Origin of the sequence: Methylosinus sp. KRF6 (assembly GCF_018887255.1) — a bacterium.
Lineage (GTDB): Bacteria > Pseudomonadota > Alphaproteobacteria > Rhizobiales > Beijerinckiaceae > Methylosinus > Methylosinus sporium.
Genome location: NZ_JAHLJF010000001.1, coordinates 3024628 through 3050517, shown reverse-complemented (window position 1 = coordinate 3050517; position 25890 = coordinate 3024628). Strand labels below are relative to the sequence as shown.

The 25890-nt window shown below is 64.8% G+C and carries 25 protein-coding genes; 16 read left to right on the top strand and 9 right to left on the bottom strand.

The window, feature by feature from the left end; genetic code table 11:
- Positions 1-441 precede the first annotated feature (441 nt).
- Genes KP010_RS14530 through KP010_RS14515 form a run of 4 tightly spaced genes read left to right on the top strand, consistent with a single transcriptional unit; the run spans position 442 to position 4480 of the window.
- Positions 442-1941 carry a UbiA family prenyltransferase gene (locus KP010_RS14530; RefSeq protein ID WP_142861893.1) on the top strand — a complete coding sequence of 500 codons (1500 nt, stop codon included), beginning with the start codon at positions 442-444 and terminating at the stop codon, positions 1939-1941.
- Between the two features lie 17 nt (positions 1942-1958).
- Complete coding sequence (locus KP010_RS14525; RefSeq protein WP_142861892.1) at positions 1959-3290, top strand: FAD-binding oxidoreductase; 1332 nt, start codon at positions 1959-1961, stop codon at positions 3288-3290.
- A complete protein-coding gene (locus tag KP010_RS14520; protein ID WP_108916115.1) occupies positions 3287-4036 on the top strand; it encodes an SDR family NAD(P)-dependent oxidoreductase in 750 nt (249 codons plus the stop codon). The genes KP010_RS14525 and KP010_RS14520 overlap by 4 nt, the downstream gene beginning before the upstream one ends.
- Positions 4037-4045: 9 nt before the next feature.
- Positions 4046-4480 carry a GtrA family protein gene (locus KP010_RS14515; RefSeq protein WP_142861891.1) on the top strand — a complete coding sequence of 145 codons (435 nt, stop codon included), beginning with the start codon at positions 4046-4048 and terminating at the stop codon, positions 4478-4480.
- An 83-nt stretch (positions 4481-4563) separates the two neighbouring features.
- Here KP010_RS14515 and KP010_RS14510 read toward each other — a convergent pair whose 3' ends face one another.
- Positions 4564-6228: a hypothetical protein gene (locus tag KP010_RS14510; protein ID WP_142861890.1), complete on the bottom strand. Its 1665-nt coding sequence runs from the start codon at positions 6226-6228 to the stop codon at positions 4564-4566.
- Positions 6229-6598: 370 nt separating this feature from the next.
- Here KP010_RS14510 and KP010_RS14505 point away from each other — a divergent pair, with 370 nt between their 5' ends.
- The gene (locus KP010_RS14505) at positions 6599-6790 is read left to right on the top strand and encodes a twin transmembrane helix small protein (RefSeq protein WP_185966405.1); all 192 of its coding nucleotides are present in this window, start codon (positions 6599-6601) and stop codon (positions 6788-6790) included.
- 11 nt (positions 6791-6801) lie between these two features.
- Positions 6802-7380, top strand: a complete 579-nt coding sequence (locus KP010_RS14500) for a cob(I)yrinic acid a,c-diamide adenosyltransferase (protein WP_142861889.1) — start codon at positions 6802-6804, stop codon at positions 7378-7380.
- Positions 7381-7383: 3 nt separating this feature from the next.
- Here KP010_RS14500 and KP010_RS14495 read toward each other — a convergent pair whose 3' ends face one another.
- Positions 7384-7962: a TlpA disulfide reductase family protein gene (locus tag KP010_RS14495; RefSeq protein ID WP_246659726.1), complete on the bottom strand. Its 579-nt coding sequence runs from the start codon at positions 7960-7962 to the stop codon at positions 7384-7386.
- A gap of 189 nt (positions 7963-8151) precedes the next feature.
- Here KP010_RS14495 and KP010_RS14490 point away from each other — a divergent pair, with 189 nt between their 5' ends.
- The 6 genes from KP010_RS14490 (at position 8152) to KP010_RS14465 (ending at position 14827) form a co-directional block, all read left to right on the top strand.
- Positions 8152-9555, top strand: coding sequence for a cation diffusion facilitator family transporter (locus KP010_RS14490; RefSeq protein ID WP_142861888.1), 1404 nt, complete (start codon positions 8152-8154; stop codon positions 9553-9555).
- A gap of 102 nt (positions 9556-9657) precedes the next feature.
- Complete coding sequence (locus KP010_RS14485; RefSeq protein ID WP_142861887.1) at positions 9658-10323, top strand: hypothetical protein; 666 nt, start codon at positions 9658-9660, stop codon at positions 10321-10323.
- A 65-nt stretch (positions 10324-10388) separates the two neighbouring features.
- On the top strand, positions 10389-11375 hold the full coding sequence (locus tag KP010_RS14480; protein WP_142861886.1) for a hypothetical protein: 987 nt from the start codon (positions 10389-10391) through the stop codon (positions 11373-11375).
- A gap of 9 nt (positions 11376-11384) precedes the next feature.
- Entirely contained in the window at positions 11385-13010 is a 1626-nt protein-coding gene (locus KP010_RS14475) for a hypothetical protein (RefSeq protein ID WP_142861885.1), read from the top strand.
- 143 nt (positions 13011-13153) lie between these two features.
- Entirely contained in the window at positions 13154-14509 is a 1356-nt protein-coding gene (locus KP010_RS14470) for a cytochrome P450 (RefSeq protein ID WP_142861884.1), read from the top strand.
- Positions 14510-14578: 69 nt separating this feature from the next.
- The gene (locus KP010_RS14465) at positions 14579-14827 is read left to right on the top strand and encodes an exodeoxyribonuclease VII small subunit (RefSeq protein WP_108916125.1); all 249 of its coding nucleotides are present in this window, start codon (positions 14579-14581) and stop codon (positions 14825-14827) included.
- A gap of 7 nt (positions 14828-14834) precedes the next feature.
- Here the strand turns inward: KP010_RS14465 and KP010_RS14460 are convergent, their stop codons facing one another.
- From KP010_RS14460 to KP010_RS14450, 3 genes are all read right to left on the bottom strand, one after another.
- On the bottom strand, positions 14835-16112 hold the full coding sequence (locus tag KP010_RS14460) for an efflux RND transporter periplasmic adaptor subunit (protein ID WP_142861883.1): 1278 nt from the start codon (positions 16110-16112) through the stop codon (positions 14835-14837).
- A complete protein-coding gene (locus tag KP010_RS14455; RefSeq protein ID WP_142861882.1) occupies positions 16109-19297 on the bottom strand; it encodes an efflux RND transporter permease subunit in 3189 nt (1062 codons plus the stop codon). The genes KP010_RS14460 and KP010_RS14455 overlap by 4 nt, the downstream gene beginning before the upstream one ends.
- A 67-nt stretch (positions 19298-19364) precedes the next feature.
- The gene (locus KP010_RS14450) at positions 19365-19841 is read right to left on the bottom strand and encodes a MarR family winged helix-turn-helix transcriptional regulator (protein WP_108916128.1); all 477 of its coding nucleotides are present in this window, start codon (positions 19839-19841) and stop codon (positions 19365-19367) included.
- Between the two features lie 230 nt (positions 19842-20071).
- Between KP010_RS14450 and KP010_RS14445 the strand changes: the two genes are divergently transcribed.
- Positions 20072-20314: a cysteine rich repeat-containing protein gene (locus tag KP010_RS14445; RefSeq protein WP_108916179.1), complete on the top strand. Its 243-nt coding sequence runs from the start codon at positions 20072-20074 to the stop codon at positions 20312-20314.
- A gap of 6 nt (positions 20315-20320) precedes the next feature.
- Here the strand turns inward: KP010_RS14445 and KP010_RS14440 are convergent, their stop codons facing one another.
- Complete coding sequence (locus KP010_RS14440) at positions 20321-20629, bottom strand: hypothetical protein (protein WP_108916129.1); 309 nt, start codon at positions 20627-20629, stop codon at positions 20321-20323.
- A 288-nt stretch (positions 20630-20917) separates the two neighbouring features.
- On the opposite strand from KP010_RS14440, the gene KP010_RS14435 reads away from it, so the two are divergent.
- Both KP010_RS14435 and KP010_RS14430 read left to right on the top strand, forming a co-directional pair.
- Positions 20918-21772 (top strand): hypothetical protein, encoded by an 855-nt coding sequence (locus KP010_RS14435; protein ID WP_142861881.1) that lies wholly within the window; start codon positions 20918-20920, stop codon positions 21770-21772.
- Positions 21773-21910: 138 nt separating this feature from the next.
- Positions 21911-22285 carry a hypothetical protein gene (locus KP010_RS14430; RefSeq protein ID WP_108916131.1) on the top strand — a complete coding sequence of 125 codons (375 nt, stop codon included), beginning with the start codon at positions 21911-21913 and terminating at the stop codon, positions 22283-22285.
- A gap of 72 nt (positions 22286-22357) precedes the next feature.
- Here the strand turns inward: KP010_RS14430 and KP010_RS14425 are convergent, their stop codons facing one another.
- Positions 22358-23239: a response regulator transcription factor gene (locus tag KP010_RS14425; protein WP_142861880.1), complete on the bottom strand. Its 882-nt coding sequence runs from the start codon at positions 23237-23239 to the stop codon at positions 22358-22360.
- Between the two features lie 755 nt (positions 23240-23994).
- Between KP010_RS14425 and KP010_RS14420 the strand changes: the two genes are divergently transcribed.
- On the top strand, positions 23995-24396 hold the full coding sequence (locus tag KP010_RS14420; RefSeq protein WP_142864617.1) for a DUF1190 domain-containing protein: 402 nt from the start codon (positions 23995-23997) through the stop codon (positions 24394-24396).
- 33 nt (positions 24397-24429) lie between these two features.
- On the opposite strand, the gene KP010_RS14415 is transcribed toward KP010_RS14420, so the two are convergent.
- Complete coding sequence (locus KP010_RS14415) at positions 24430-25272, bottom strand: DUF3108 domain-containing protein (RefSeq protein WP_142864618.1); 843 nt, start codon at positions 25270-25272, stop codon at positions 24430-24432.
- A gap of 97 nt (positions 25273-25369) precedes the next feature.
- Positions 25370-25786, bottom strand: a complete 417-nt coding sequence (locus KP010_RS14410) for a hypothetical protein (RefSeq protein WP_166140877.1) — start codon at positions 25784-25786, stop codon at positions 25370-25372.
- Positions 25787-25890 lie beyond the last annotated feature (104 nt).

The following is a 25890-nucleotide window of genomic DNA, read 5'->3' as shown; positions in this document are numbered from 1 at the left end:
GCGATCGATGTCGAACTCCAGCGATGTTTCCCTTACGCGCGAGGCGGCTTCGCGATCAAAGCGAGAGCGATGATCAGCAGATGTGATTGTCGCAACTCCGTATCCTCGAAGCGAAACGAATAATTGTAGAAAATATATGCTATCGATAAAGCTCAGCGGAATGATAGGGGCTCTGCTCATCGTCTTCATTGAAGAAGATACTGCACATCGGCGTTAAGCGCTCGTTAGGAAAATTACTCGGTGGGCGCAATCGCGAAATCGCTTATTAATTCGTTGCGACGCGGCGTTCGGCGCACGCAGGCGGAGGCGATCGCGGCCTCGGCCGGTGGATGAGATCGAATGCGCGGCGCCGGCGTCGGAGGCGTTTCGAGACGCCGGCGCAGATTGGATCGTGAACGGTTTCGATGAATTTCATGTCCGATTTCGTGCAGGAGAGACGAAATGGCGCAAGCATCGGCAGTTGCGGCGGGCGCGGCCATCGAAATGGACAGCCTCGACATTCCCGCCCTGCGTCATGATCTCAGCGTTCCCCTGGTCATCGATCTCGACGGCACTCTCGTCACCACCGACACGCTTCACGAGGCGCTGCTGCTGCTCATCAAGCGAAAGTGGTGGCAGGCGTGGCGGGTTCCGGCTTGGACATTGAAGGGGCGCGCCGTCGTCAAAGAGAAATTGGCGGCGATCGTCACCGATGACGATGTCGCCGGCTTTCCTTGCAATCCCGCGCTTCGAACCTTCGCGGAGCGTGAAGCGCGATTTGGGCGACCGATCGTGCTGGCGACAGCCGCCGATCATGCGATCGCCGAAAAGGTCGCGAGGCGTTTTCCCTTCATTTGCAAAGTCGTCTCTTCCGACGGGCGGATCAATATGAGAGGACGCGCGAAAGCCGATGCATTGACGCAGCTCTACCCGAACGGCTTCGTCTACGCTGGCGATTCCTTTCCGGACATCCATGTCTGGCGACATGCTTCGGCGGCGGTGTTCGCGGGAGCTTCGCCGCGCATCGTCGAGAAGGCGCGCGAGGTGACGGAGATCGTGGCCTCCTTCCCGAGGCGCGCGCTCGGCCTGAAGGGAATCCGGCGCGGTCTGCGACTGCACCAATGGGCGAAGAACGCGCTGGTCTTCATTCCGCTCATACTCGGCGGTAAAGCCCTCGACATCGGCGCTTGGATCTTCGCATTCGAGGCCTTCCTGGCCTTCGGCCTGCTCGCATCGGGCGCCTATCTGCTCAACGATCTTTGCGATCTGGCCGACGACAGGCGGCATTGGTCGAAGAAAAATCGTCCGCTCGCCAGCGGAGAGCTGCCGATCGTCTGGAGCATCGGACTTATCGCGGCCTGCGGCGCAGCGGCGTTCGGACTGGCGTGGATCGCCGGCCAGGCGTCGGTCATCCTGCTCGCGATCTATCTCGTCGTCAGCCTATCCTATTCGTTCCGCTTGAAGCGCGAGCCGATCATCGACGTCTTTTTGCTCGCCTGCTTGTTCACCATGCGCCTCGCTCTCGGAGTCGTCGTCGCCGATGTGGCCTTCTCGCCATGGCTGTTCGTGTTTTCGATGTTCATCTTTCTTTCGCTGTCCCTGGCCAAACGGCAAACGGAAATCACGCGAATGGCGGCGCATGGGCAGGAGCGCACGCCGGGCCGCGGCTATCACGCCGGCGATGCGCCTTTCGTGCTGGCGACGGGAATCGGCGCCATGATGGCGACGATCCTCGTCATGGTCATCTACCTCGTCGAAGACGCCTTTCCCAAGGGCTTCTACAAGCATCCGGATTTCCTCTGGGGCTTTGCGGTCGTCATCTTCCTGTGGCTCGCGCGCGTTTGGCTGCTGTGTCACAGGGGCGAGCTCGACGACGATCCGGTGGCGTTCGCATTGAAGGATCGCGTGAGCCTGCTCTATGCGGCTGCGATGGGCGCAATTTTCGTCGCCGCGATCTGGTGACAAAGGGAAGCAATTCCATGTCCTCTGATTTCGCGAGGCGCGATGGCGTGTGGTCCTGGGGGCGCACGTCGAATCATTCGCAGCATGTGGCGCGTCCGCGGTTCCGCGACGAGCTGAACAGTCTGATCGGCGACGCCGAAGCGAGCAGCCGTCTGGCGTCGGGCCTGCGTCGGTCTTATGGAGATTCATGCCTCAATTCGGACGGGGCGCTGATCGACATGCGCGGCCTCGATCGATTGATCGCCTTCGATGACAGAACCGGAACGCTCTGCGCCGAAGCCGGCGCATCGCTCTCGCAGATTCTGGCCTTCTCGGCGCCGCGTGGCTGGTTCCTGCCGACGACGCCGGGAACGCGGTTCGTCACATTGGGCGGCGCGGTCGCCAATGACGTGCATGGCAAGAATCACCATGCGGCCGGATCATTCGGACGACACATCGAATCGATCGGGCTATTGCGCAGCGACGGCAGTCGGCGCATCCTCTCGCCAACTGCCGAGCCTGACCTGTTCGCGGCGACGATCGGCGGCCTGGGCTTGACTGGAATCATCGAATGGGCCGAGCTCCGGCTCGAGCGGATCGCGAGCGCTTATCTCGATGTGGAAACCATTCCCTATCGCAGCCTCTCCGAATTCTGGGCGCTCGCCGAGCAGAGCGCCGAAAATTTCGAACACACGGTCGCCTGGATCGATTGCGTGTCTCGCGGGACGAAATTCGGTCGCGGCCTCTTCTCCCGGGCGAATTGGCGCGCCGACGATGCGCTGGACGCCCATGACGATCGCACTTGGAAAAGCATTCCATGCGATGCGCCGGTCTTCCTTCTCGATCGGCTCGCCATCGCCGGCTTCAACGAACTCTACTACAGGACGAATCGCGCCCGCAGAGGACTGAGGCGACAGCATTATGCGAGCTATTTCTATCCGCTCGACGCGCTCCGCGGTTGGAACAGGCTCTATGGACGGCGCGGAATGTTCCAATATCAATGCGTCATTCCGAGAAGCAAGGCCCGCGAGGCCATCGCTATCCTGCTCGACGAGATCACGCGTTCGGGCCAGGCCTCCTTCCTCGCCGTTCTCAAGACTTTCGGCGAGCTGGCGTCGCCGGGCCTTCTGTCCTTCCCGCGGGCGGGCGTGACGCTGGCGCTCGACTTCCCCAATCGTGGAATGGACACATTGCGCCTGATGTCGCGGCTCGACGCGATCGTCGAAGAGGCGCGCGGCGCGCTCTACCCGGCCAAGGATGGTCGGATGACGGGAAAAATGTTCCGACATTCGTTTCCCCGATGGCGGGAATTCGTCGTTCACAGGGATCCCGCCATGAGCTCGGATTTCTGGCGAAGGGTGAGCTCGTGACTCGAGCGGGCAAGCGTATCGTAATTCTGGGCGCCGCCTCTGCGATCGCCGAAGCGACGGCGCGGATCTGGGCGCGCGAAGGAGCGCGCTTCATTCTCGTCGGCCGCGAAAAATCTCGACTCGACGCGATAGCGGATCATTTGAGACTTTTAGGCGCAGCGCAGGCGCATCCGCTGGTCCTCGATTGCGCGACGGCCGATGCGGGCGCGGAACTCGCCGCCATGCTGAAAGCCCTCGGCGGTCTCGACGTCATGCTGCTCGCCTATGGTCTGCTCGGCGAGCCGAAGCGCTTGGAGACGGAGCCAGCTGCGGCGGCCGAGCTGATGCAGACGAATTTTTGCAGCGCCGCCGCCTGGTGCCTCGCGGCCAGCGCCATTTTGGAGCGGCAGCGCTCCGGCGTTCTTCTCGTCATCGGCTCGGTCGCCGGCGACCGCGGGCGCCGATCGAATTTCGTCTACGGCGCCAGCAAGGGCGGACTCGCGCGGCTCGTCGAGGGGATAGCGCACAAGCTCGCGCCTGTCGGAGCGCGCGCGGTCGTCGTCAAGCCCGGCTTCGTCGATACGCCCATGACGGCCGGCGTCGCGAAGAAGGGCTTGCTATGGGCCGATCCCGACACGATCGCGCGGGTCATCGCGCGAGCGGCGGAGAGAGGCGGCCCCACCGTCTATGCGCCGGCCTTCTGGCGCTGGATCATGCTGGCGATTCGGCATCTTCCAGCCCCGGTTTTCAACAAGCTCGATATTTGAGGTTCGTCCATGACGACGCAAAGCGACAGCGACATGAGAGCCGATGCGAACGCGCGGCAATTCGCCTGCTTTATCGCGCTCGGCGGCTGCGCCGCTCTGGCGAATTGGCTTTCGCGCTTTGCGCTGGAGCGGATCGTGAGCTTTCCGCTCGCCGTCGCCATCGCCTATATGATCGGCATGGTCGTCGCCTTTGCGCTGTTTCGTCGTTTCGTCTTCCCGGCCTCGCCTCAGCCGCTGGAGCGGCAGGTGAAGTTTTTCGTTCTCGTCAATCTGGCGGGCGTCGCTCAAGTGTGGGCGGTCTCCATGGCGCTCGTCTATTATGTGTTTCCCGCCCTCCATTTCGCCGGCGCGCTGGCCGAGCCGATCGGACACGGCGTCGCGATCGGCGTCCCGACGCTCTCGAGCTATTTCGGGCACAGACTCCTGACCTTCAGAGCGGCCTGAAGCCGCAGGCTCCGCTAAAACACCATCACATCATCATGCTCCGCGCGCAGGCAAAGCTCGCGGAACGAATGCGCGAGCGGAGCTTATTGCGTCCCGTGACCCGAGGTCGGCTCGGTGGTCCGGCTGGTTGAGCACGCGTCGCCGGGACGCGAGGAGGAGCGATCGACGGTTCGCTGAACTTTCACGATCCTCGGCCGGATCTTCGTGTAGGTGACGCCCGGGCGCGCCACCGACTCCCCCACCGCGAGCTCCGCGAGATCGGCGATCGACCAGACGGATCGAGCGCGGTCGAGGCTCGGGAATTCCAGCAGATAATCGATCTTCGTATCGATCACATAGCCGTCATGATCGACCCAGCCGTCGCAAAGATAGCGGAGCAGGCGAGAATCGGTGATGCCGTCGAGAGAGCGAACTTCGAAATTATCCGTCAGCTCATAACGTGTATCCACTTCCTGCAGGCCGAGCGTCGCCCGCGCTCCGACCGCGAGCCCGAGCGACTGCGCGAGCTTGGCAGAATTGGCTTCGCGCCGCTCGGGCGCCGCCTGGACCGAATAGAGGCTATCGGAATTGCGCGAGACGTCGCGCCGCAAGCCGAGCTCATAGATGGCGACTCCGACAAAGCCGAGGCTCGATGTCGCGATCATGCCCATGGCGAGCCCGCGCCGCGGCCAATGCGACTGCGCGACGGCCTGCAATCCGAGCGCCGCCGCGAGCATTCCGAACGGCCATATGAAGATCGTGTAGCGCGCGAAATGAAACGACGGCAGCACATTGAACAGATAGGCGGCGAGAAAGCCGAAGAAGGCCGCGGCTAGCGCTATGATCGTCAGGCGCTCGCTCCGGTCGGACGAATTGCGAAACAGCGCCCATCCGACGACCGCGAGCGCGGGGACGACAATGCTGAAATAGGCGGCGATCCGAACCAGGACTTTGATGTTGACCGGGACTTTCCCGATCCAGGCGCTTTCCAGATGCGACGACATCAGCCGGCGCGCCTGTCCGGCGCCATAGGGAAGTTCATGCGAGAAATGCACGAAGATCGCGATATAGGCGAGGATGGCGGCGCCGAAGACGCCGAGGAGAACGCCGAGCTGGGCGAGCTCCCGAACCATGCGCCTCCCGAACCAATGGGCTCCCGCGAGCCGCACGGTCACGAGAATGAGCAGCAGCGGAAGCGCTTCCGGGCGCAGCCAGAAGAGCGCGCCGGCGAGCAGGCCCGCGATCGCGTCCTGGCGGAGCGTCGGCCCCTGTCTCTCATCGTACCAGCGAAATAGGAGCGTGAGATAAAAATAGGCGCAGGCGAAGGCGGCGAACACCGCATTCTCGGTGCCGCTCATGCCATTGTAGACGCTGCCCGGCAACCACAGAGTGAGGAGCGCCGCGAGCTCGCGCCAGGGGCGGCGCAGACCAATTCGCCCGGCGACGAGAAAGGTGACGCCGGCAGTCGCATAGAGGCCCGCGAGGCAAATGATTTTCACGGCGAGCGGAGTCATGGCGGCGCCGACGACCCACATGGCCAGAGCGTCGATCAGCATGAACCCCATGGAGGTTTCGCCGCTGTTAGGCTGATCCAGATTGAATTCCAGCGGATGGCCGCGCAAGAGATTGCGCGCATAGACGAGGTGAATTTCCGCATCGCCGGAGAATACGGACCAATACAAGAGAGGATGGAGCAATCCGACGATCGCCACGAAAGCGATCAGATAGGCTTCCCCCCTGAAACGGCGTTCGTAAAAAGACGCGAGCATCTCATTCTCCAAATTGAAGAATTGCCGGACGATGAACCGGCCCGTCGAATAAGGATTATGGTCCTCTTCGTCCATTCCGAAGAGACGAATTGCGCTCGGAGCGCAGCGGAGAAATCAGCTTCGCTCTTTGGGCCGATCAATGTCGCGCGGATGGCCGCTCCGCCGAAATGCGGACTATTACCGGTGAGCCGAAAAGCGGGAGCCGAGACGCGGCGCGCGGCTCCTCGGCAGGCCCGGGCGAGCCGGTCGAGGCGCCGGAGTGCGAGCGGCTGCGGCGTCGTCGAGGGGCGCCGTTCCCCGCTTGCTCATCGCCCTGCGCTCCATTAGTCATGAAAGCGCAACAGAGCGCATCCGGGAGGGCGCGGGCCCCATGATGTCCAGCTGGTCCAATATCGCCGTCATGGGCGCGGTCGCCGCCGTCGCGATCGTCGTGCTGCTCGGCCTCGGCAATGTGCTGCGCGGGGGCGACGGCAATCTCTCGCAAAAGCTGATGCGCTGGCGCGTGGGCTTGCAATTTTGCGCGCTGCTGCTGATCCTGGCGATCCTCGCCTTCCGTCATTAGAGGAGCCGCCGATGGTCCGCCTCGACAAAATCTACACACGCGGCGGCGACGCCGGCGCCACCTCTCTCGTCGGCGGCCAGCGCCGCCGCAAAGACGATCTGCGCGTCGAGGCCTATGGCGCCGTGGACGAGACCAACGCCGCCGTCGGCCTCGCCCGCCTCGCCACGGGCGAAGATGCGGCCCTCGACGCCATGCTGGCGCGCATCCAGAACGACCTCTTCGATCTCGGCGCCGAGTTGGCGACGCCGGTCGCGCCCGGCGAGACTTTGCCCGAGCACAGCCTCGCCATCGTGCAATCGCAGGTCGATCGGCTGGAGCGCGAGATCGACGCGCTCAACGCCCCGCTCGCGCCGCTCAAATCTTTCGTGCTGCCGGGCGGAACGGCGGCGGCCGCGCATCTCCACCTCGCCCGCACGGTGAGCCGCCGCGCCGAGCGGATAATGGTGGCGCTCGCCAACGCCCCGGACGAATCCGTCGGCGAGACGGCGCTGCGCTATGTCAACCGCCTCTCCGATTTCCTCTTCGTCGCCGCGCGCTACGCCAATAAGGACGCGGGCGATGTGCTGTGGACGCCGGGCGCGACGCGATGAAGCTCAGCGCTCGGCCTTGTCCGCGAGCCAGCTCGCGAGCTTCAGATCGGAGAGCGCGCCGATCTCGGTGACCAGTCGGCCATTGGCGGCGACCAGCGCGGTGAAGGGCAATTCGCCCGCCCAGGCCTGATCCACCTCGAAATAGAGCCGCTCCACGAAACGATCGGCGAAAGCGAAATTGGCGGCCTGCCGCAGCCCCGCCTTCTCCATGCGGGACAAGGCGCGATGGCGGTCGCTCTCCGGATCGGCATTGACGAAGACGAAATCCACGCCCGATGTCTCCCGGGCGAGCTTCGCCCAATCGGCCAGCTCGGCGACGCAGATGGAGCAGGTCACCGACCAGAAATGCACGATGAGCGGCCGGCCGGCATGGGCCTTGCGGATGGCGTCGAAAGAGCCGCGCCCGAAAGGCGCGATCTCCGGCTTCGAGACCGCCTGCCCCGAGGCGGCCTCGCCGGTTGCGATTTGCGGCGCGGTGGCCTGCGACCAGCCGACTTGCGACCAGCCGACTTGCGGCCAACCGACTTGCGCCGTGGCGCAGGCGACGGCGGCGAACAGCGCCCGTCTCATCCTCGCGCGCATGTCTGACACTCCTGTTTCTGCCGCTCTTTTCCACCACATAGCGGAAATCACAAAGAGATGCGAGCCCGAGACGGCGCGGCGGCCACGACGCGGAAAAGGGCCGCCGACCATCGATTTGCGCCCGTCGCACTGTGTTGTTAAGTCTGGGATCAGCGGCGCGGCGGCGCGCCGACCAACCGATCCGCCCCCATGTCCGACACGACCCATACAGCCACCGACCCGGCCGCCCGCAAGGCCGCGGCCGCAAAAGCCTCGATCGCCGCCAGCGCCGCGCTGACGCTCGCCAAGCTCGTGGCCGGCCTCGCCTCGGGCTCGCTGGCGCTGATTTCGGAGGCCGGCCATTCGGCCGCCGACGTCGCCGCCACAGTGCTCACCTATGTCGCCGTGCGCCAGGCCGAGAAGCCGGCGGACGAGCGGCACCATTATGGCCATGGCAAGGTCGAATCGCTCGCCGCGCTGATCGAGACCGGGCTGCTCTTCGGCCTCGCGCTGGTCGTCGCCGGCCAGGCGGCGCGCCGGCTCGGCGAGCCGGAAGTCGAGATCGACGCCGGCTGGCCGATCTTCGCCGTGCTCTTCTTCTCTATCGTCGTCGATTTCGTGCGCGCCCGGGGCCTTCGCGCCGTGGCCGAAGAGACGCAGAGCGACGCGCTCGCCGCCGACGCCCTGCATTTTGCGAGCGATCTCGTCTCCTCGGCTCTGGTCATTCTCGGCCTCGCCGCGACGCGCGCCGGCTTCGCCCAGGGCGATGCGCTGGCCGCAATCGGGGTCGCCGCCTTCATCGCTATCGCCGGCTACAGGCTCGGCCGCCGCACGGTGGCGACGCTGCTCGACGCCGCGCCGCAGGAGCTGGTGCCGCAAATTCAGGAAATTCTGCGCGCCACGCCCGGCGTCATAGCGGTGGAGAGCCTGCGCCTGCGCACCGCTGGACCGAAAGTGATGGGCGAGGCGGTCATCGGCGTCGCGCGCACGCTGCCTCTGGAGCGCGCGGCGCGCATAAAGGAGGACGCCAATTCCGCGATTCTGCGCGCCATTCCCGGCGCGCAGATCGCGCTCGCCACACGTCCGATCGCGCTCGACGACGAGACCGTAATCGAGCGCATTCTGCTCGTCGCCGCGCGCCGCCGCATTCAGGTGCATCACATCATCGCGCAAACGGTGGGCGAGCGCCTCTCCATCACGCTGGATATGGAGCTCGACGGCGGCATGTCGCATGGGCGCGCGCATCAGATCGCCTGCGATCTCGAGCAGGCGATTCGCGAGGAATTCGGCGAATCGATCGAAATCGAAACGCATATCGAGCCTTCGGAGCCGCAATTGCTCGCCGGCCAGGATGCCGAGCCGCAGACGCAGCGCGCGATCGCCGACGCCCTCGCGCGTCATGCCGCGCGCGGCGGAAAAGTCAGCGACGTCCACGATGTCCGCGCGCGCGAGACGGCGGAGGGGCTGGTCGTCAATTATCATTGCTGCGTCGATCCGCAGCTCTCCGTCGACGCCACGCACGCGGCCGTCGACGAAGTGGAGCGCGCCATGCGCGGCGAATTTCCGAACATCCTGCGAATTGCGGGACATGCGGAAATAAACGACCATTCTTGAGCGCGCCGGAGCGATTTGCGCCGCGCTTCGCATATTGTCTTTTGGAAAAAATGCGGCTATCCGTAGCCGGAAATAATCGAATATTTTTTCGAGGCCGCGATCATGTCGAATGTCACGGGCAAAGCCTATGGAATGAACGTCATTACGCCGATGAAACCCTGGCGGACATGGTTCAATCGTTTCAGCTTCATGATTTCCCGATCGATTCCCACCTCCCTCGGCGGTTTGCTCGGCCTCTCCTTCATTCATTTCGCGCGCTGGGCCATCGTCAAGCGCGACCAATGGCCCGATCTCGGCCAGGGCAAGCAAAATCTCGCCAATGACTATCTGCTGTTCTGCAGCAATTTCAACGGCACCTGGGATCAATATATCGACGCTTTCGCCGACGGCCTGCCCAACGGCCTCGATCTTCTGTGGTACACGAGCACGAAATATCCGCATTCCGTGCCGATCACGCCGTTCAAGAATTATATTCGCGCCAATCAGATCGACACGAATTATTACTACAATTCCGTTCCCGGCGCCGCGCAGCCCGATGTGAAGGCGGCGCTGCGCGTGCGGCGCGCGCTGCTCGCGCTCGCGCAAGCCCACGCCTCTTCGACGCCCGAGCAGTTCCGCGCGCTCTATGTGCGCCACCTCGTCTCCGTGCAGAACGACCTCGGCTATGAGGGCTATGCGCCGGTCGCCAGCAACGACACCGAGAATGCGGAAAGAGACCGCGCGGATTATCTGGCCAACGCCGGCGCTCTCGCGCTGGCCGCCCGCTGATCCATTTCGTTCGACGATCAAGAACTCCCTCGCGACGATCGAGAATTTTTCCGAAAGAGGACGCCATGCCGACCTTCGACAGCGGAGCCTATTTCCTCACGACCCTCATTCCGATCAGCACCGCGCCGATCTTCGAGGAGAGCGGCGGCTCGGCTTCTCCCGCTCATGCGCTGCGCAAGCGGCTGTCGCTGCTGCCGCGCGGAGAGCGCAGCCCGTTCGCGCGCAGCTCGCGCAATCATTTCGCCCGTTTCGTCGTCATCGACGATGTCGCCTATAATGGCCGCGAGCAACCCAACACGCTGCTGGTCGCCGCCGCTCCGGCGCTGTCCATCGACCAGAAATACAAGGATATGCTCAATCCGGTGATCGCGCAGCCGCAAGATCGCCTCTCCTGTCCCTTCCTCTTCTTCTCCGCTGATTTCGACGCGGCGAGCGGCGCGGATTCCGAGCGCGACGCCTATCTTCGCGATCTGTGGATTCGCTCGGAAGCGGAGCTGAAGGAGATATTCAAATATTGCCTCGGCTTCGAGGCGCGCGTCACCGACGCCGCGAGCTTCGCCAAATATATCGCCGACTGCCAGATCGAGACGACGATGCCGTTCCACGATTACTGGCTCGACGGCGTGCCGGCGGACCAGCTGCCGAATCTGTCGCTACAAAAGCTCGGCCTCGTCGGGCTGGGCATTTTGGCGGCCGTCGCGGCGCTCGTCTATTTCTGGCTGCTGCCCGCTTTCCTGCAGGGTTTCCTCGGCGCGCTGATCGCGCTCGTCGCCGGCGTCGCGGCCGCTGGAGCCTCCATCTATTTCTACGTTCTGGACTTCGGCAAGAAGCCCTTTCCAGCGGCGCCGAACTCCACTCTGCCGGAGGTTCTCAAGGCGCTCTATCTGCGTCGCGAATTCACGCGCTTCGCCATCGATCGCCAGTTCGACGCGGCGGGCTCGGACGAAGCCTCGGCGCAGAGCCTCTACGACTCGTTCAAATCTTTCATCGACGCCAACAAGCCGGACGACGTCGCAGAACCGACGCAAAAGGCCGGGGCCATCGGAATCTAGGGGCGGAAAATGTCAGTCGTTCTCGACCTCGCGGATATTCAGGGCAATATTCTCGAAGCCTATCCCAAGCAGGGCTATTTCAAAGGCCGCACCATATTGCTGAACATCGGCGGCGACGCGGCCGATCGCGCCGCCAATGGCCGCCATTTCGTGACGCAGCTGCTGCCGCGCGTCACCTCGGCGCTGGACAGCAAGGGATCGGGCGGCGCGGTGGAGCCGCCGGCGATCACGGTCAATATCGCCTTCACCTTCTACGGCCTGCTCATGCTCGGCGTGCCGACGCGCACGCTGCGCGGCCTGCCGGACGAGTTCATCGACGGCATGGCCAAGCGCGCGCGCATGTTGGGCGATGATTTCTCCGGCAGAAATTGGCAGGACAAATGGGACAAGGTCTGGCAGCCGGCCTCGCCGGAGACCGCCGTCCACATTCTCATCGTGCTCAACCAGCGCTATACGGCGAGCGCCGCCGATCTCGACGCGGCGACGGAGTCGATCGTCGCCCTCGCCGCGGAAAATCAGGTGAGCGTGCTCGGCGGCCATAATCCGCCGGACTATCCGCACCAGCCGCTCTATCAGGACCTCACCGCTCTCTTCGACGCGCAGGGACGGCCGACGCCCAAAGAGCATTTCGGCTTTTCCGACGGAATCAGCGATCCTGTGTTCGAGGGACAATATCCGGCGGACAAGGAACAGGCGGCGGCGGTCGGCCAAGGCGCGGTCGACGGCAATGGCGTTTGGCGGGCTTTGGCCGCCGGCGAATTCCTGCTCGGCTATCCCGACGAAGCGCAGGAGATTCCGGGCGCCGCCATGCCGCTCTCCTTCAGCCGCAACGGCACTTTCCTCGCCTATCGCAAATTGCACGAGAACGTCGCCTCCTGGCGCAAATTCATCGACGATCAGGCCGAGAAATTCGCCGCCGTCCGCGGCCTCACAGTAGAGGTGGCGCGCGAGACCCTGGTCGCCAAAATGGCGGGCCGCTGGTCCGACGGCGTGCCGCTGATCAAGGCGAAGGATTTCGCCGCCTGGCAGGCGTTCAACGAGAAATATCCAGAAGGCTCGCCGGAGCGCGAGCGCGAGCTCGTCGATTTCACCTATCGCGACGACCCCGACGGCGGCGCCTGCCCGATGACCTCGCATACGCGCCGCGTCAACACGCGCGACGCGCTCGACCCTTGGGTCGCGGCCGGCCAGCCCAAGCAGGCGGCAGGGTCCGTGCTCAACAATCGCCGCCGCATCCTGCGTCGCGGCCTGCCCTATGGCTCCTCCGGCCCCGACACGACGGATGCGGACGAGCATGGCATCGTCATGCTGGTCGTCTGCTCGAGCCTCGCCCGCCAGTTCGAATTCGTGCAGCAGCAATGGATTCACTATGGCGTCGACGCGCGCGCGGGCAATGACACCTGCCCGATCGTCGGCAATCATTCGCAAGGCGCCGACACGCCGGACGATTATGCCCGCGATCGCAATGGGCCCAAGGCGAAATTCGTGGTGCCGTCCGACCCCGCGTCGGGCAAGCCGCCTTATATCGCCGAAGGTCTGCCGCAATTCGTGGAGACGCGCGGCGGCGAATATTTCTTCGTGCCGAGCCTCACCGCTCTGCGCATGATCGGCATGGGCACGGTCGATCCGACCTGACGAGTAGGCAGGCGCTCGGGAGCGGGGTGACACGTCCCCAAGCTCTGGGAACAACCCCACCCCGGACGGCTTCGCCGTCTCACCTTCCCCCAGAAGGGGAGGGTGAGACGGCCTTTCCGGCGATAGACAGCGGGACAGAGACGATGACTTTGCTGAAAAACATTATGGCCTCTCTGCGCGCCTATGCGCTGACGCTCGCGGACGCCGTCGTCGCCTTTTTCTCGCTGCTCGCGGTGGCGGCGCGCGCTCTCCTCTCCAGCAAGGGACCACTGAAGGAGCGACTCGTCGGCGCGCTCACTCTTCCGAGTTCGCAGATCAAGGTCTTTGCGGTGCTGCGCGCCGTGCTGCCCAATTTCTTCATCGCCAAGCAATTGATCATTAGCTACGAGAACAATGGCACGGCCTTCGTCACCCGCGCCACGGATGTGATCGAGGTGCTCGATCGAGAGGAAGATTTCGCCGTCGTCTACGAGCCGAAGATGCGCGCCATCACAGGCGGCCCCAATTTCTTCCTCGGAATGCAGAATACGGCGCAATATCAGCACGACACCTCGCTGATGAAGCTCGCTATGCGCCGCGACGACGTCGAGACGCTGGTGACGCCGCTGGCCCGCGCCCGCGCCGAGGCCTATGCGAGCGCCTTTCCGACGCGCATCGACGTTCCGCAGGAGCTGACGCTGCGCGTCCCCTCCGCCATCGTCGCCGAATATTTCGGCGTCTCGGCGCAGGCCGAGACCGACGCCATTCATTGGGCGACGAGCCTTTTCTGGTGGCTGTTCGTCGATCTCAAAGGCGATCCGGCGATCGAGACGAAGGCGTTGATGGCGGCCGCCGAGCTGCGCAAGGCGATCGACGCCGCCATCGCCGCGCGCAAGGCGAGCGGAGAGACGAAGGACGATGTGCTCGGCCGCGCGCTCGAGCTGCAGAAGGGCGCGCCGGAGTTCGACGATCTCGCCATTCGCAACAATCTCATCGGCCTCGTCATCGGCGCGATCCCGACCATTTCTAAAGCCTCGGTGCAGGCGCTCGACCAATTGCTCGACCGGCCGGAGGCGCTGGCCGGCGCCCATGCCGCGGCGAAAGCCGGCGACGAGGCGCTGCTCGGCGCCTATCTCTTCGAGGCGCTGCGCTTCAATCCGGTCAATCCCGTGATCTATCGCCGCGCCAACCGCTCCACGGTGATCGCCGCCAATACCTTCCGCGCCCGCAAAATTCCCGAGGGCGCCATGGTGCTCGCCGCCAATCTCTCGGCCATGTTCGATCCGCTGAAGATCGAGAAGCCGAACGAGTTCCGCGTCGATCGTCCCTGGGGCGAATATATTCTGTGGGGCTATGGCCTGCACACTTGCTTCGGCGCCTATATCAATCGCGCCGTGATCCCGGCCATTCTGCGCCCCGTGCTGGCGCGGCCCAATCTGCGCCGCGCCGCCGGGGCGGCGGGCCAGATCGACGGCGGCGGCACGCCCTTCCCGCAGCATTTCGTGGTAGAGAGCGACTGATCGCCAGCCGTCTCTCGCCCGGCGGCGCAACCGTGAGCCGAAGGGAAGACCCAATTGTCCGCAAGCCAATTGTCCGACGCCAATTCCGATATCGCGGCCCTGCCCTTCGAAAAGGCGATACAGGAGCTCGAGGAGATCGTCGGCAAGCTCGAGAAGGCGAGCGTCTCGCTCGACGATTCGGTGAAGCTCTATGAGCGCGGCGAGGCGCTGAAGAAGCGCTGCGACGCGCTGCTGCGCGAGGCCGAGGCCCGCATAGAGAAGATCACACTCGGCGCCGATGGCGCGCCCAAGGGAACAGCGCCGCTCGACGTCGAGTGACTCCCGCTCACTTGCGGATCGTCACCTTGCGGCCGTCGCGAATGTCGGCGGGCGGATCGAGCGCGATGGTCTCGTCGCCGGTCAAGCCCTGATCCACATCGACATTCGTGCCGAAATCGCGCGTGATGCCGATCTTTGCCATTCGCACCACATCGTCTTTGTCGATCACCGCGACGCGCGGTCCGTCGGCGCCGAAGAGGATCGACGGCGCCGGTATGTTCACCAGCGGCCGCGGCCGCGGAATGTCCAGCACCACGCGCACGAACATGCCCGGCCTCAGCTCGCCGGTCGGATTGGGCACGTCGACCTCGGTGAGCAGCGTGCGCGAGGCGGCGGCGAGCGAACTGGCGTTGCGCGCGATGCGCCCCTTGAAGCTCTTGCCGGGCATTTCCGGCGGCAGCACCTTGGCTTCGAGCCCATCGACGAGACCGGCCGCCTCCGATTGCGGCACCGACACCTGCACGCGCATGATATCGTCGCGCGCCATGGAGAACAGCGGCGTGCCGCTATTGGCGTCGGCGCTGACGAGATCGCCGACCTCTATGTTGCGCGCCGTCACCACGCCCTTGAACGGCGCGGCGACGTCCTTGAAGCCGACGAGCTCCTTCAGCCGATCGACATTGGCCTGCGCCGCGGCGATATTGGCCTGCGCCACCTCGACGCCCGCCTGCGCCGATTGCAGACTGGCGGCCTGCGTCTCGACATTGGCGGCGTTGATGTCGTTGTTCTGCTTGCTCTCGTAATTGTTTTTGACGAGTTGCGAGCTGCGCCCATAGGTGAGCTTGGCGAGGTTGAGATTGGCCTTGTTCTGCTCGACCTGCGCCTTGGATTGCAGGAGCTGCGCCTTGTTGAGCGCGAGCTGCGCCAGCGCCTGCGAATATTGCTGGTCGAGATCGGGCGCGGAAATGCGAACGAGAAGATCGCCCTGCTTCACCTTGCTGCCGATGTCGACGCGACGCTCGGCGATATAACCCGTCGCGCGGGCGAAAAGACGCGCCTGCTCCCAAGCGAGCGTCTGGCCCGGCAGCTCGACATGCACGGGGCCCGCGACTTTCGTCACTTTGGTCGCGCGCAGGCTGAGCGGGGCGTTGGCCTGCTCCTGCTGAAACATTTGCGCATCGTGCTCTTGCGCCGCATGGCGGCGAAAGCCGATGAGCAGCACCAGAGCGAGCAGCGCGAGCACAAGAAAGAAAGGCAACCTTCGCAGGCGCGGCGGCGGCGCCTCGCGCACGCCGACGCCGGTCGAAGCGAATCCGCGTCCCTGCGGCTGCAACGTCTCGGTCATAGATAATCCCTCGGAGGTTGCGCCTCTCCACGCCGCAGCAGCGAATAGAGGAAAGGCACGAAAAGCAGAGTCGAACATGTGCCGAAGGCGATGCCGCCCATCACCGCGCGAGCGAGCGCGGCGTTCTGCTCGGCGCCCTCGCCGAGCCCGAGCGACATGGGCAGAAGGCCGACGAACATCGCCGTCGCCGTCATGATCACCGGACGAATACGCGTCAGCCCGGCCTCGATCGCCGCCGCTTCAGCGGAGACGCCGGTCTCCTCGCGATGCTCGCGCGCGAAAGTGACGAGCAGGATGGAATTGGCCGAAGCGACGCCGACCGACATTATGGCGCCCATCAATGACGGAATGGAGAAGGTCGTGCCGGTGACGTAGAGCGCGAAGACGATTCCGCAAAAGGCGATGGGCAGCGCCAATATGACGACGAAAGGATCGCCCCAGCTCTGGAAGTTCACCACCATCAGCAGATAGACGAAGATCATCGAGGCGACGAGGCCGAGGCCGATGCGCGCGAAAGCCTGATTCTTGCTGTCGATCTGGCCGCGGATGACGATGTAGTTGCCGGGCTTCAATTCCGGCTCGATCTCGGCGATCGCCTTGCGCAAATCCCGCTCCACGCCGCCGAGATCGCGATCCTGAATATTGGCGTAGACGTCATAGGTCGGCTGCGTGTTGGAGTGCGTGGCGACGCTCTGCTCCACGCCGCGCTTCCATTGCGCGACATTGGTCAAAAGATCGACCTGCGCCGAAGAGCCGCCGGTGAGATCGGAAATTGGCGTATTGGCGAAGGCGTTGAGCGAGGCGATGCGATATTCCGGCGTCTGCACCGCCACCTGATAGGGAATGCCGGTCGTCGGATCGGCCCAGAAATTGGGCGTCACCTGGAAGGAGGAGGAGAGCGAGATATTCACATTATTGGCGACCTGCTGAACGCTGACGCCGAGCTGCTGCCCCTTCCAGCGATCTATATCGACGAAGAATTCCGGCGCGTCGAGAATCTGATGAATATGCGCGTCGACGACGCCGCGCACTTCCTTGACGCGATCCAGCAGCTTGCGCACGATCACCTTGTTGCCGGGCGCATCGCGGCCGACGACGCGCAGCGCGATCGGCGCCGGCAGGCCGAAGTTCAAAATCTGCGTGACGATGTCGGCCGGCTGGAAATAGAAGATCGAGTCTGGAAAACGCAGCGGCAGAACTTCACGCAGCTTGCGCATATAGACCGCCGTCGGCGCATGGCCATGGGCGAGCGAGATCATGATCTGCCCGTCATTGTAGCCGACCGTCGTGCCGTCCGAGAAGGCGTAATTATAGGTGATCTGCGGCAGGCCGATATTGTCGATCAGCAGAGCGAGCTCATGCTGCGGGATCACCTCGCGAATGACGCCCTCGACCTTTTGGAAGAGACGCTCGGTCTCCTCTATGCGCAGGCCGGAGCGGCCGCGCACATGCAGCGTCATCTGGCCGGCGTCGATCTGCGGATAATAATCCTCGCCGACGGAGACGAACAGAAAGGCGCCGAAAGCGAAGACGCCGGCGACAAAGGCGAGCGTGCGGCCCTTGTGGCGCAGCACCGCGACCAGCAGCAGCGCATATTGGCCGCGCAGCTTCTCGAACCCATGCTCGAAGCCGAGCTGAATGCGCGTCAGCGCCGCCGAAAATCCGAGACCCCGCGCGTCACTCTCGCGTTCGCGCTCCGCGTGATGCTCATGGATGAGCAGCTGGTCCATCAATATGGGCACCAGCGTTCGCGACAGGAAATAGGAGGCCAGCATGGCGAAGACGACGGCCAGAGCCTGCGGCACGAAGAGAAAGCGCGCGGCGTCGGTGAGGAAGAGCACGGACACGAAGGCCGCGCAAATGGCGAGCGTGGAGATCAGCGCCGGCTTGGCGATGCCGGCGGCGCCTTCCGCCACCGCATGGCGGAAATCCTTGCCCTCCTCGAACAGACGATAGGTGTTCTCGATGGCGACTGTGGCGTCGTCCACCAATATGCCGACCGCGAGCGCCATGCCGCCCAGCGTCATGATGTTGATCGTATGGCCGAGCGCGCTGAGTATGGCGAGCGAGGTGAGGATCGACAGCGGGATCGAGATGACCACGATCAGGGTCGAGCGCCAGGACCCCAGGAACAGAAGGATCATCAGCGCGGTGAGGCCGGCGGCGATGATTCCCTCGTGCAGCACGTCCGATATTGCGTTGGAGACGAAGACCGACTGGTCGAACAGCTCCGCTATGTTGGTGTCCTTGGGAATCGCCTCGCGCAGCTTGGCGATGCCGGCCTTCACATTCTCGACGACATTGAGCGTCGAGGCGTTGCCGTTCTTCAATATGGTCAAGAGCACGGCGCGCGAGCCGTCGACGCGCACAATATTCTGCTGCGGCGGGCTGCCGTCGCGCACTTGCGCCACGTCCCGGATCAGCAAGGGCGCGCCATCGGCCACGCGGATCGGAATGCTGTTGAGCGTCGACAGCGCGTCGGGCGTCGAATTGAGGCGCACGACATATTGCAGATCGCCGAATTTCACGAGGCCCGACGGCACCACCAGATTGCCGGCGGTGATGGCGTTGACGACATCGAGCGGCGTCAAGCCCCGCGCCTGCAGCGTCGCCGTGTCGAGATCGACCATGATCTGGCGCTGCTTGCCGCCCCAGGGCGTCGGCAGAGTGACGCCGGGAGTCGTCGTCAGCTGCTGGCGCACGCGATAGAGGCCCATGTCGTAGAGCTGCTGCTCGTTGAGACTCTTGCTGGAGAGCGCCAGCTGAATGACCGGCACTTGCGAGGCCGAATAGCGGATGACGGTCGGCGGATTGATGCCGGGCGGCATCAAGGCGCGAATGGAGTTCATCGCCGAGACGACCTGCGTGATGGCGAGCTCTATGTTCACATCCGGCTGGAAATAGATCTTCATCACCGCGACGCCTTGCAGCGTCTGGCTCTCCATATTGCGAATGCCGTTGACGTTGTTGCTCGTGGAGAGCTCGGCGTAAGTGGTGACGCGGCTCTCCATCTCGGCGGTGGAGAGGCCGGTGTAGGACCAGATGACCGTCACGACCGGGATGTCGACGTTGGGAAACACGTCCTTGGGCGTCGAGACGATCGCCGCGCCGCCGAGGAACGTCATCAATATGGCCAGGACGTAGAACGTCAGCCGAAATTTGAGAGCATATTTGACGAGTTCCATGAACGTCTTCCACTCTCACCCGACGCGGGCCGCTGTCCGCATCGCTCTCGCCACGTAACGCTTCCGCTCAGCCGACGGCGCTCCGCGCTTTCGGCTTCTTCGCGGAACAGCTCATTTTTTCGATCAGATTGGCGCGCGCGGTCCCCAGCACGCGCATCAATGTGGCCCGGTCCTCGTCGCTGACGCCGGCCAGCGCCTCCAGGCGCGTCGCCTCCGAGATGGGCGCGATGGCTTCGACCAGAGGCCAGGCCGTCTCGGTCAGAAACAGCAGCCAGACGCGCCGGTCGCTCTCATGCGGCCGCCGCTCGACGAGGCCCATCGTCTGCAGCCGATCCACGGTGCGGCCGAGGGTGATCGGCTCGAGATCGAGCATTTCGGCGAGCACGCACTGGCTGACGCCCTCATTGCGCGACAGATAGGCCAGGGCCTGGGTCTGCGCGCGCGTCAGGCCCAATTGGCGGGCGTTCTGCTCGAAACGCTTACGCATCAGCCGCGCCGCATCATGCAGCAGAAAACAGAAGGTCGTCGGCGGCGGCGAGGGCATTGGACACGCTTTCTATAGCCGTGCTTCTGATAAGTATGCTTATTAAATAGACGCGCCGCGCCGATTTCAAGCCCCGTCCGAGGCGGCGCCCGCCCCCGAGAGGATCACGGCCCTATTTAGGATGATCGCACGGGCCGATTGCCGCGCAGCGTCTCGCGCCTATCGTAATTATGGCAATTTCGCGCCGAGACGGGCGCGCAACGGCGCCACGCCACAGGGAGGATGACGGGATGAGGCTGCTATTGGCTTGCACATTCTTGCTGATCTGCGCGGCCTCGGCCGACGCGGCGACGCGCGGAACGGCCCGCCAGCGCTCGGCCTGCACGGACGACGCCTATAAATTCTGCGAGCGCTACGTGCCCGACGAGGCGGCGGTGGAAAGCTGCTTGAAGGCCAATTTCGGCGGGCTCAGCCGCGCCTGCAAGGCGCAGATTCGCGGGGCCGCGGCCGGCAGGAAGCGCGGCCGCCATTGACGCGGCTCACATCCGCCGCGCGGCGAAACGGCGAATGTCGACGCCGTTCTGAGCGAGAAGATCGCGCAGGGCCGGCGGGACATTCACCACGCGCGTGGCGCCGCCGTCATATTGGCAGGCGCTGCGCAGGCTCACGTAATGGCCGTAGATGCGATTGGTCTCGTGGTCGCCGATGACCGAACGCGCCTCGCTCAGAAGATAACCGACTTGATCTTCGCTGTATTGCGTCACCAGCTGACATCCGAACGCTACTTTTTCAGCGCAGGCGGGAAAAGAGATAAAAGTCACGACAGCCGCCGTTGCGAGAATCTTCATGCCACTTCCTCGAGGTTTACCGGATGAGAGCGACGTCGTGTCGCGCCTATGTCGATCCGGACGCTTCTCTTTTGCGGAGCTTCTTGTCCGAAGTTTGTCTCGACGTCGCGACTGGCGGCGCAAGCCCTGCGCCTTTGCGCCGCCCGTCCCCGCGGCGAGCGGAAACTCCGCCATGCTCAACGGAATGTTTACGCTTAACGCCAATGTTCATCGGCAGATTATGTCTCGGGACAGCGCGCCCGATCCGTATGTGAAGCCCGCGAGACGTCGGGCCGTTGGAGTTGCGTCATGAGTTTGTCGGTTTCCGGCGATGACCTCCCTTATGCCGCCGGCCCGTTGAGGGCCCGCCCGCTCGGCAATCTCGCCGCAGTGTCGATGGGCGTCGTGGCGCTTCTCGTGCTCGCCGGCTCGCTCGCCTTCGTCCGCGCGCCGCAGCAGCAGCCCGCGCCGTCGCCCGCCGCCACGCCGATGGCGCGCGCGACGCCCGCCGCCGCAACGGCGCCCGCCGCCGTCCCGGAGCGGACCGCCGCCTTTCGTCTGGAGGCGCCGGAGATCGACAAGGACCCGAAAATCGCCTTCGATCCGCCGCTGCCCTCGGGCGGGCGTCAGGAGACGCACACTTTCGGCGCCTTCGACAATGGCAGGCCCTATCTGCGGCTCGACATTCTGCAGCCGGCCGGCGAAAAGCTCGGCAATTCCGATTTCTTCCTCGATGTGGCGCGGCACGCCGCCCGGGCCGGCCTCGGCGTGGTCCGCATCGGCCAGCCGACGCCCTTGGTGACGCGCGCGGGCGCTTTCGAAGCCGCCGAAATCAAATTGTCGCTGCGCGAGGGCGGCGTCGCCGCGGCCGCCGCGGCCGCCGCGGCCGCCGCGGGCGAGCGCTCCTGCCTCGCCGTGCGCCTCGTCAACGCCAGCCTGTCGATGGAAATGGCGGGCGTCGCCTGCGGCGTCGGGACCAAGCCGATGGATCGCCGCGCCTTGGGCTGCCTGCTCGATCGGGTCTATTATCTGCCATCCGGCGACAATAGAGCGCTGGCTCGCTCCTTCCCCAGGCTCGAAGGGCCGGGATGCCTCGCCGCCGCCCCTGCGGGCGAGGCGGAGGCCGCCAAGCCGGCGCCGAAAAAACGCGCCGCGCGCCACTGAGATCGACGTTGCTTAGGGGCGATCCGGCGCTTTCGCCGGGCCGCCTTCAGCTTTCATGAGGCGCGCCGCACGGCGGCCCGTATCGCCCGGCGGCGCGATTGGTTATGATCGCGTCGATATCGGAATCAGGAGATGAGGATGCGTCATTTCGTCAATTTGTCGGCCGGACTCGCCTGCCTTCTCGCCCTCGCGACGGCGGGCGAGGCGCTCGCAAAGACTCATCGCGCGGCGCATCGTCATCCCGTCATCGCGCCGGCGGGAGTCATCGTGGCGACCGGCCCCATCCCCTATGTGCGCCAGCCGCTCGTCGTTCCGCGCCGCAGCTGGCTCGATCCGGGCCCGGTCGTGCCGGTCGGCTCCACCAATCGCTATATGGTGGAAGCGACCTATTTCGCCTATCAGCCGATGGAGGACAATCAGCGCAGCTGGTTCATGCAGGAGACGCTGCCGAACCGCCGCCGCTTCGAGGTTCTGCCCTATCGCGACGGCATCGCGCCGATCTGGTGGCCCTGATCGCCTCGTGAGGAAAAAGCTCATCGGGCCGGCCCGCGACGCGCGAGCCGGCCTCGCACGGCCCTGGAAACGCTAATCGCGCGGCGGCTTCTTGCCGCGGGCGCCGGCCGTCTCGGCGCGGCCGCCCGGCGTCGCCGCGCTCCAGGAGCCGTGCTTCATCTCGAGGAAGAGCGCGATGGCCTGGGCGCGATTGCGCACCTCGAGCTTCTCGAACAAATTCCGCAAATGGAATTTGATCGTGTTGATTGAGACGCCGAAATCCTTGGCGAGCTGGTTGTTGGTGTGTCCCGAGCCGAGCGCCGACAGCAGGCTGCGCTCGCGCAGAGTGAGATTCTCCAGCGGATCGGCGCGCATCTTGCGGATATCGACGAAGGGAAACACCATGTCGCCGGCCGCCACTGAGGCGAGCACGTCGAGCAGACGCTCCGGCGGGGCGCGCTTGCTGACGAAACCGGCGCCGCCCAATTGCAGCGTCTCCGCCGGCGCGGCCGGATCATTGGTGCCGCTATAGACGACGATCTTGGGCGCGGAGGGCTGGCGCGACAGCGCGCGCAACACTTCCCGCGCGTGAAGCGTCGGCAATTGCCAGCCGATGATGGCGATCTGAAAGCGCTGCAGCTTGGCGGCGTCGAGAAATTCCTCGCCGTCCGTGACCTTCAGCACGAGATTGAAGCGGCGGTCGTCGGCGAGCAGCGCCTCCAGTCCGGCGAGGATCAGCGGGCTCTTGTCGGCGATGGCGACGTCGATCGGGAAAGCCGCGCCCGCCTCGCCGCGGTCGTCGCCCGCGCGCTCGGCCTTTTGTCGCAGAGCGCTCGGCGCGCCCTCGGCCGCAGCCTGCGCCGCAGGGCGTCCCGAAGGACGCTCCGGGGAACGTTCGGGCGCGCGGATCGGGCCGGGACGTCCGACGGCTCGCGGTCGTTCGTCTCCGGGCCGCGTCGAAGACGTCGTGGCCATGGACCACTCCAATTGAAAGCTCCGGGTGAGAGCGCCGCCGTCGCGGACAGGATAGGCTCGGGCGGCGCGAGGCTCCCCGAGTGGGTAGGCCGGACTATATCGCCAGAGGCTGCCCTTGGAAAGCCTCGCCGCATATTTCAAACCGCCGGCAGCGGACTCTTTCAGAGGCCACGCGGCCGGGATTCGCGCCGGCAAAAAGAAGCGGCGCATCGATCGAGCCGATGCGCCGCGTCATATCCGTAGACCGGTTCTGAAGCGTCAGTCGCTCAGGACCCAGCGAGCGGCGAAATAAGCCGCAGCGCCGAGCGCGATGATCGCGATCATGCCAACCGGCGTCGCCGCATAGCTCGTAAGCTCGAGAATTGCTCCCATAACGCTTCCTCCTTTTTTAACGCCCGACCTCGTTCAGGCTGCCTATCGCGCCACGATATCACCCAAGACAGGCGATGTCTCGCCTTTGAGTGCGATACGTTCTGGTGGATATCGTCGCCGGCTCGAATTCCGAGAACGCCCTCTAGGGGCCGACCGCGATCCGAGACGCGCCGACGGTCTTTTGCGTTCGGCGCGAACTCGCACGAACCGCCGAGCGAAGCCGCGATCCACGCCCGCGACACGTTGTTGGCAATTATATTAGCCTTTGATCCTCGTCAAGATGTGGCGCCGCCGCCATCGCGGCGGAGAGGGCTTGCCGAGGCGCGCTCGGCGCGGTTATTGAAGCTGCGGCTCGACGAAGAAGAACGGAAAAAACCAAAGCCATGGCCCGCCCTTCGCTCACCTTCATCGCCGTCGCCGGCGTCGCGGCTCTCGCCGGCGCCGTCTGGTTCTTCGGCTATCGCCGCACGCCCGCCTGTTCGGGCGACGGACGCTACATGGCGACGGTCCAGCAGTGCCGCGCCTATGGCGTCGACGCCGGCATTTGCGCGAGCGCCGTCGAAAAAGCGCGCGCTCTCGCGACGAAAGTCGCGCCGCGGACCGACGCCGCCTTCGATTGCGAGGTGCGGTTCTCCGAATGTTTCGCCGGCGCCGACGGCCGCTTCACGCCGACGCCCTCCTTCTGCCTCGCGCCGGGATCTGCGGAGCCGAAGGAAGTGCGTTATCTCGAATACGAGTCCGACCGGCTGAACCGCAAGAAGACGCGCGAAATCCGCATCGACTGAAAGGCGGACGCCGAGCGCCTGTCTGTCCGCCGCCTATCTGTCCGCAGCTTGGCGCCGCCCGCTGAGGTGGAACTCGGCCGGCTCGACGGTCAACATGCCGACCGTGGTGCGCAGCGCCATGCGATAGGGCACCACGGCGTGCGCCATGGGCAAAGGCGCGAGCCAGACGGTGATGTCGTTGTTCTCCGCCATGAAGCGCGTGGAGACGCTGTCCGGCCGATGGCCGGCGATCGGATGATAGCGCGCCGCGCAGACCGAGACCGGGCCGGAATAGCCGCGCGTCTCCACATTGCGCATCTCGACGAAAGCGAGCGTCACGTCGAAGCGCGTCACGCCGTCGAAGACGGGAATGGTGCGATTGCAGGCGGCGGGGCCGACCAGCGGCTCGCTCGCCGGAACGCTCATGATCAGCGCGCTCACCGGATCGATGATGTTGGATTTGTTGGCGTCCGTCACCGGGATGCGCACAGGCATGTCCCAGGGCGTCGGCTCCACATGCACGGCGCGCGCGATATTGTTGGCGAGCGCCATGCGGACCGTGCGCGTCTCGTAAGTGTTGGAGGTGGTGTTGGCGTAGCTCGCCGGCGCGAGCCCGTCGCGCGAGAGCGCGCCGGCCGCGGTTGCGGCGCCGCGCGTGTCGTTGACGAGCGAGGCGAGGCCCGTGGTGCGCATCGAAATGTCGATGCGATAATTGCGGCCCTCGATGACGCCATTGGCGGAAGCGTGGCCGATGGAGAGGCCGAGCAGGCTCAGCGCGAAATTGGCCCTGAGCGTCTCCGCCCGGCAGGGCGCGGCGGCGATGAGCAGAGCCAGCGCCACGACGCTGCGGGTCGAGCCGCGTCCGGCCCCGCCCGGAACAGATGTGAGAAACGCCATTCTCGTGACCTGCGATCGATCGAATCAGTCCTGGGCACGATGAGCCAGGCGCGGGCGCTTGTCGATGCTCGGATCGCGCCGGAGGAGACGGCCGGGCTCAGGCCCATTCCTGCCAGCTGCCGTCGGCGAATATGCGCCAGGCGCGCAAACCCGCTTTGGCGACCACGATGCGGTCGGCCTTCGCCTCGCTCACCAGGTGCTTGAATACGAGAGGATTGCGCCAGGAAAACGGCTTTTCGGGGTCGCAGACCGCGTGATATTCGTCGCTGTCGGGATCGTCCATCAGCAGCGTGCCGACCTTGTCCGGCCGCAATTGCGCGCCGAGCGAGCGCTCTTCCTTCCAGCGGCAATGATAGTCGCGGCACACATCCGGGCGCGTGGCGTAGACGCCGCAGCCATTGGTCTTCGTGCAATGCTCGCACCAGACGCCGGCCTTCTTGGTGAACTCCTCGATCTCCAGCACCTTGCAGCAGAAGGCGCAGGGACCGCAGGCCTTGCCGGGAATCTCGAGCATGTGGCGGTTTTCGTCTTTTGGGGCGATGTCGGGAGCGAATCGATTCTGATACATTGCTACAACGATCGCGAGGTCGACGCCATCGCCGCCGCAGCGGCGGGATC

What these genes read in the sequence shown, in the direction of transcription:
- KP010_RS14530 (WP_142861893.1), top strand. Translation starts at nt 442, where the DNA reads ATGGCGCAAGCATCGGCAGTTGCGGCGGGCGCGGCCATCGAAATGGAC.
- KP010_RS14525 (WP_142861892.1), top strand. Translation starts at nt 1,959, where the DNA reads ATGTCCTCTGATTTCGCGAGGCGCGATGGCGTGTGGTCCTGGGGGCGC.
- KP010_RS14515 (WP_142861891.1), top strand. Translation starts at nt 4,046, where the DNA reads ATGACGACGCAAAGCGACAGCGACATGAGAGCCGATGCGAACGCGCGG.
- KP010_RS14510 (WP_142861890.1), bottom strand. Translation starts at nt 6,228, where the DNA reads ATGCTCGCGTCTTTTTACGAACGCCGTTTCAGGGGGGAAGCCTATCTG.
- KP010_RS14505 (WP_185966405.1), top strand. Translation starts at nt 6,599, where the DNA reads ATGATGTCCAGCTGGTCCAATATCGCCGTCATGGGCGCGGTCGCCGCC.
- KP010_RS14500 (WP_142861889.1), top strand. Translation starts at nt 6,802, where the DNA reads ATGGTCCGCCTCGACAAAATCTACACACGCGGCGGCGACGCCGGCGCC.
- KP010_RS14495 (WP_246659726.1), bottom strand. Translation starts at nt 7,962, where the DNA reads ATGCGCGCGAGGATGAGACGGGCGCTGTTCGCCGCCGTCGCCTGCGCC.
- KP010_RS14490 (WP_142861888.1), top strand. Translation starts at nt 8,152, where the DNA reads ATGTCCGACACGACCCATACAGCCACCGACCCGGCCGCCCGCAAGGCC.
- KP010_RS14485 (WP_142861887.1), top strand. Translation starts at nt 9,658, where the DNA reads ATGTCGAATGTCACGGGCAAAGCCTATGGAATGAACGTCATTACGCCG.
- KP010_RS14480 (WP_142861886.1), top strand. Translation starts at nt 10,389, where the DNA reads ATGCCGACCTTCGACAGCGGAGCCTATTTCCTCACGACCCTCATTCCG.
- KP010_RS14475 (WP_142861885.1), top strand. Translation starts at nt 11,385, where the DNA reads ATGTCAGTCGTTCTCGACCTCGCGGATATTCAGGGCAATATTCTCGAA.
- KP010_RS14470 (WP_142861884.1), top strand. Translation starts at nt 13,154, where the DNA reads ATGACTTTGCTGAAAAACATTATGGCCTCTCTGCGCGCCTATGCGCTG.
- KP010_RS14460 (WP_142861883.1), bottom strand. Translation starts at nt 16,112, where the DNA reads ATGACCGAGACGTTGCAGCCGCAGGGACGCGGATTCGCTTCGACCGGC.
- KP010_RS14455 (WP_142861882.1), bottom strand. Translation starts at nt 19,297, where the DNA reads ATGGAACTCGTCAAATATGCTCTCAAATTTCGGCTGACGTTCTACGTC.
- KP010_RS14450 (WP_108916128.1), bottom strand. Translation starts at nt 19,841, where the DNA reads ATGCCCTCGCCGCCGCCGACGACCTTCTGTTTTCTGCTGCATGATGCG.
- KP010_RS14445 (WP_108916179.1), top strand. Translation starts at nt 20,072, where the DNA reads ATGAGGCTGCTATTGGCTTGCACATTCTTGCTGATCTGCGCGGCCTCG.
- KP010_RS14440 (WP_108916129.1), bottom strand. Translation starts at nt 20,629, where the DNA reads ATGAAGATTCTCGCAACGGCGGCTGTCGTGACTTTTATCTCTTTTCCC.
- KP010_RS14435 (WP_142861881.1), top strand. Translation starts at nt 20,918, where the DNA reads ATGAGTTTGTCGGTTTCCGGCGATGACCTCCCTTATGCCGCCGGCCCG.
- KP010_RS14430 (WP_108916131.1), top strand. Translation starts at nt 21,911, where the DNA reads ATGCGTCATTTCGTCAATTTGTCGGCCGGACTCGCCTGCCTTCTCGCC.
- KP010_RS14425 (WP_142861880.1), bottom strand. Translation starts at nt 23,239, where the DNA reads ATGGCCACGACGTCTTCGACGCGGCCCGGAGACGAACGACCGCGAGCC.
- KP010_RS14420 (WP_142864617.1), top strand. Translation starts at nt 23,995, where the DNA reads ATGGCCCGCCCTTCGCTCACCTTCATCGCCGTCGCCGGCGTCGCGGCT.
- KP010_RS14415 (WP_142864618.1), bottom strand. Translation starts at nt 25,272, where the DNA reads ATGGCGTTTCTCACATCTGTTCCGGGCGGGGCCGGACGCGGCTCGACC.
- KP010_RS14410 (WP_166140877.1), bottom strand. Translation starts at nt 25,786, where the DNA reads ATGCTCGAGATTCCCGGCAAGGCCTGCGGTCCCTGCGCCTTCTGCTGC.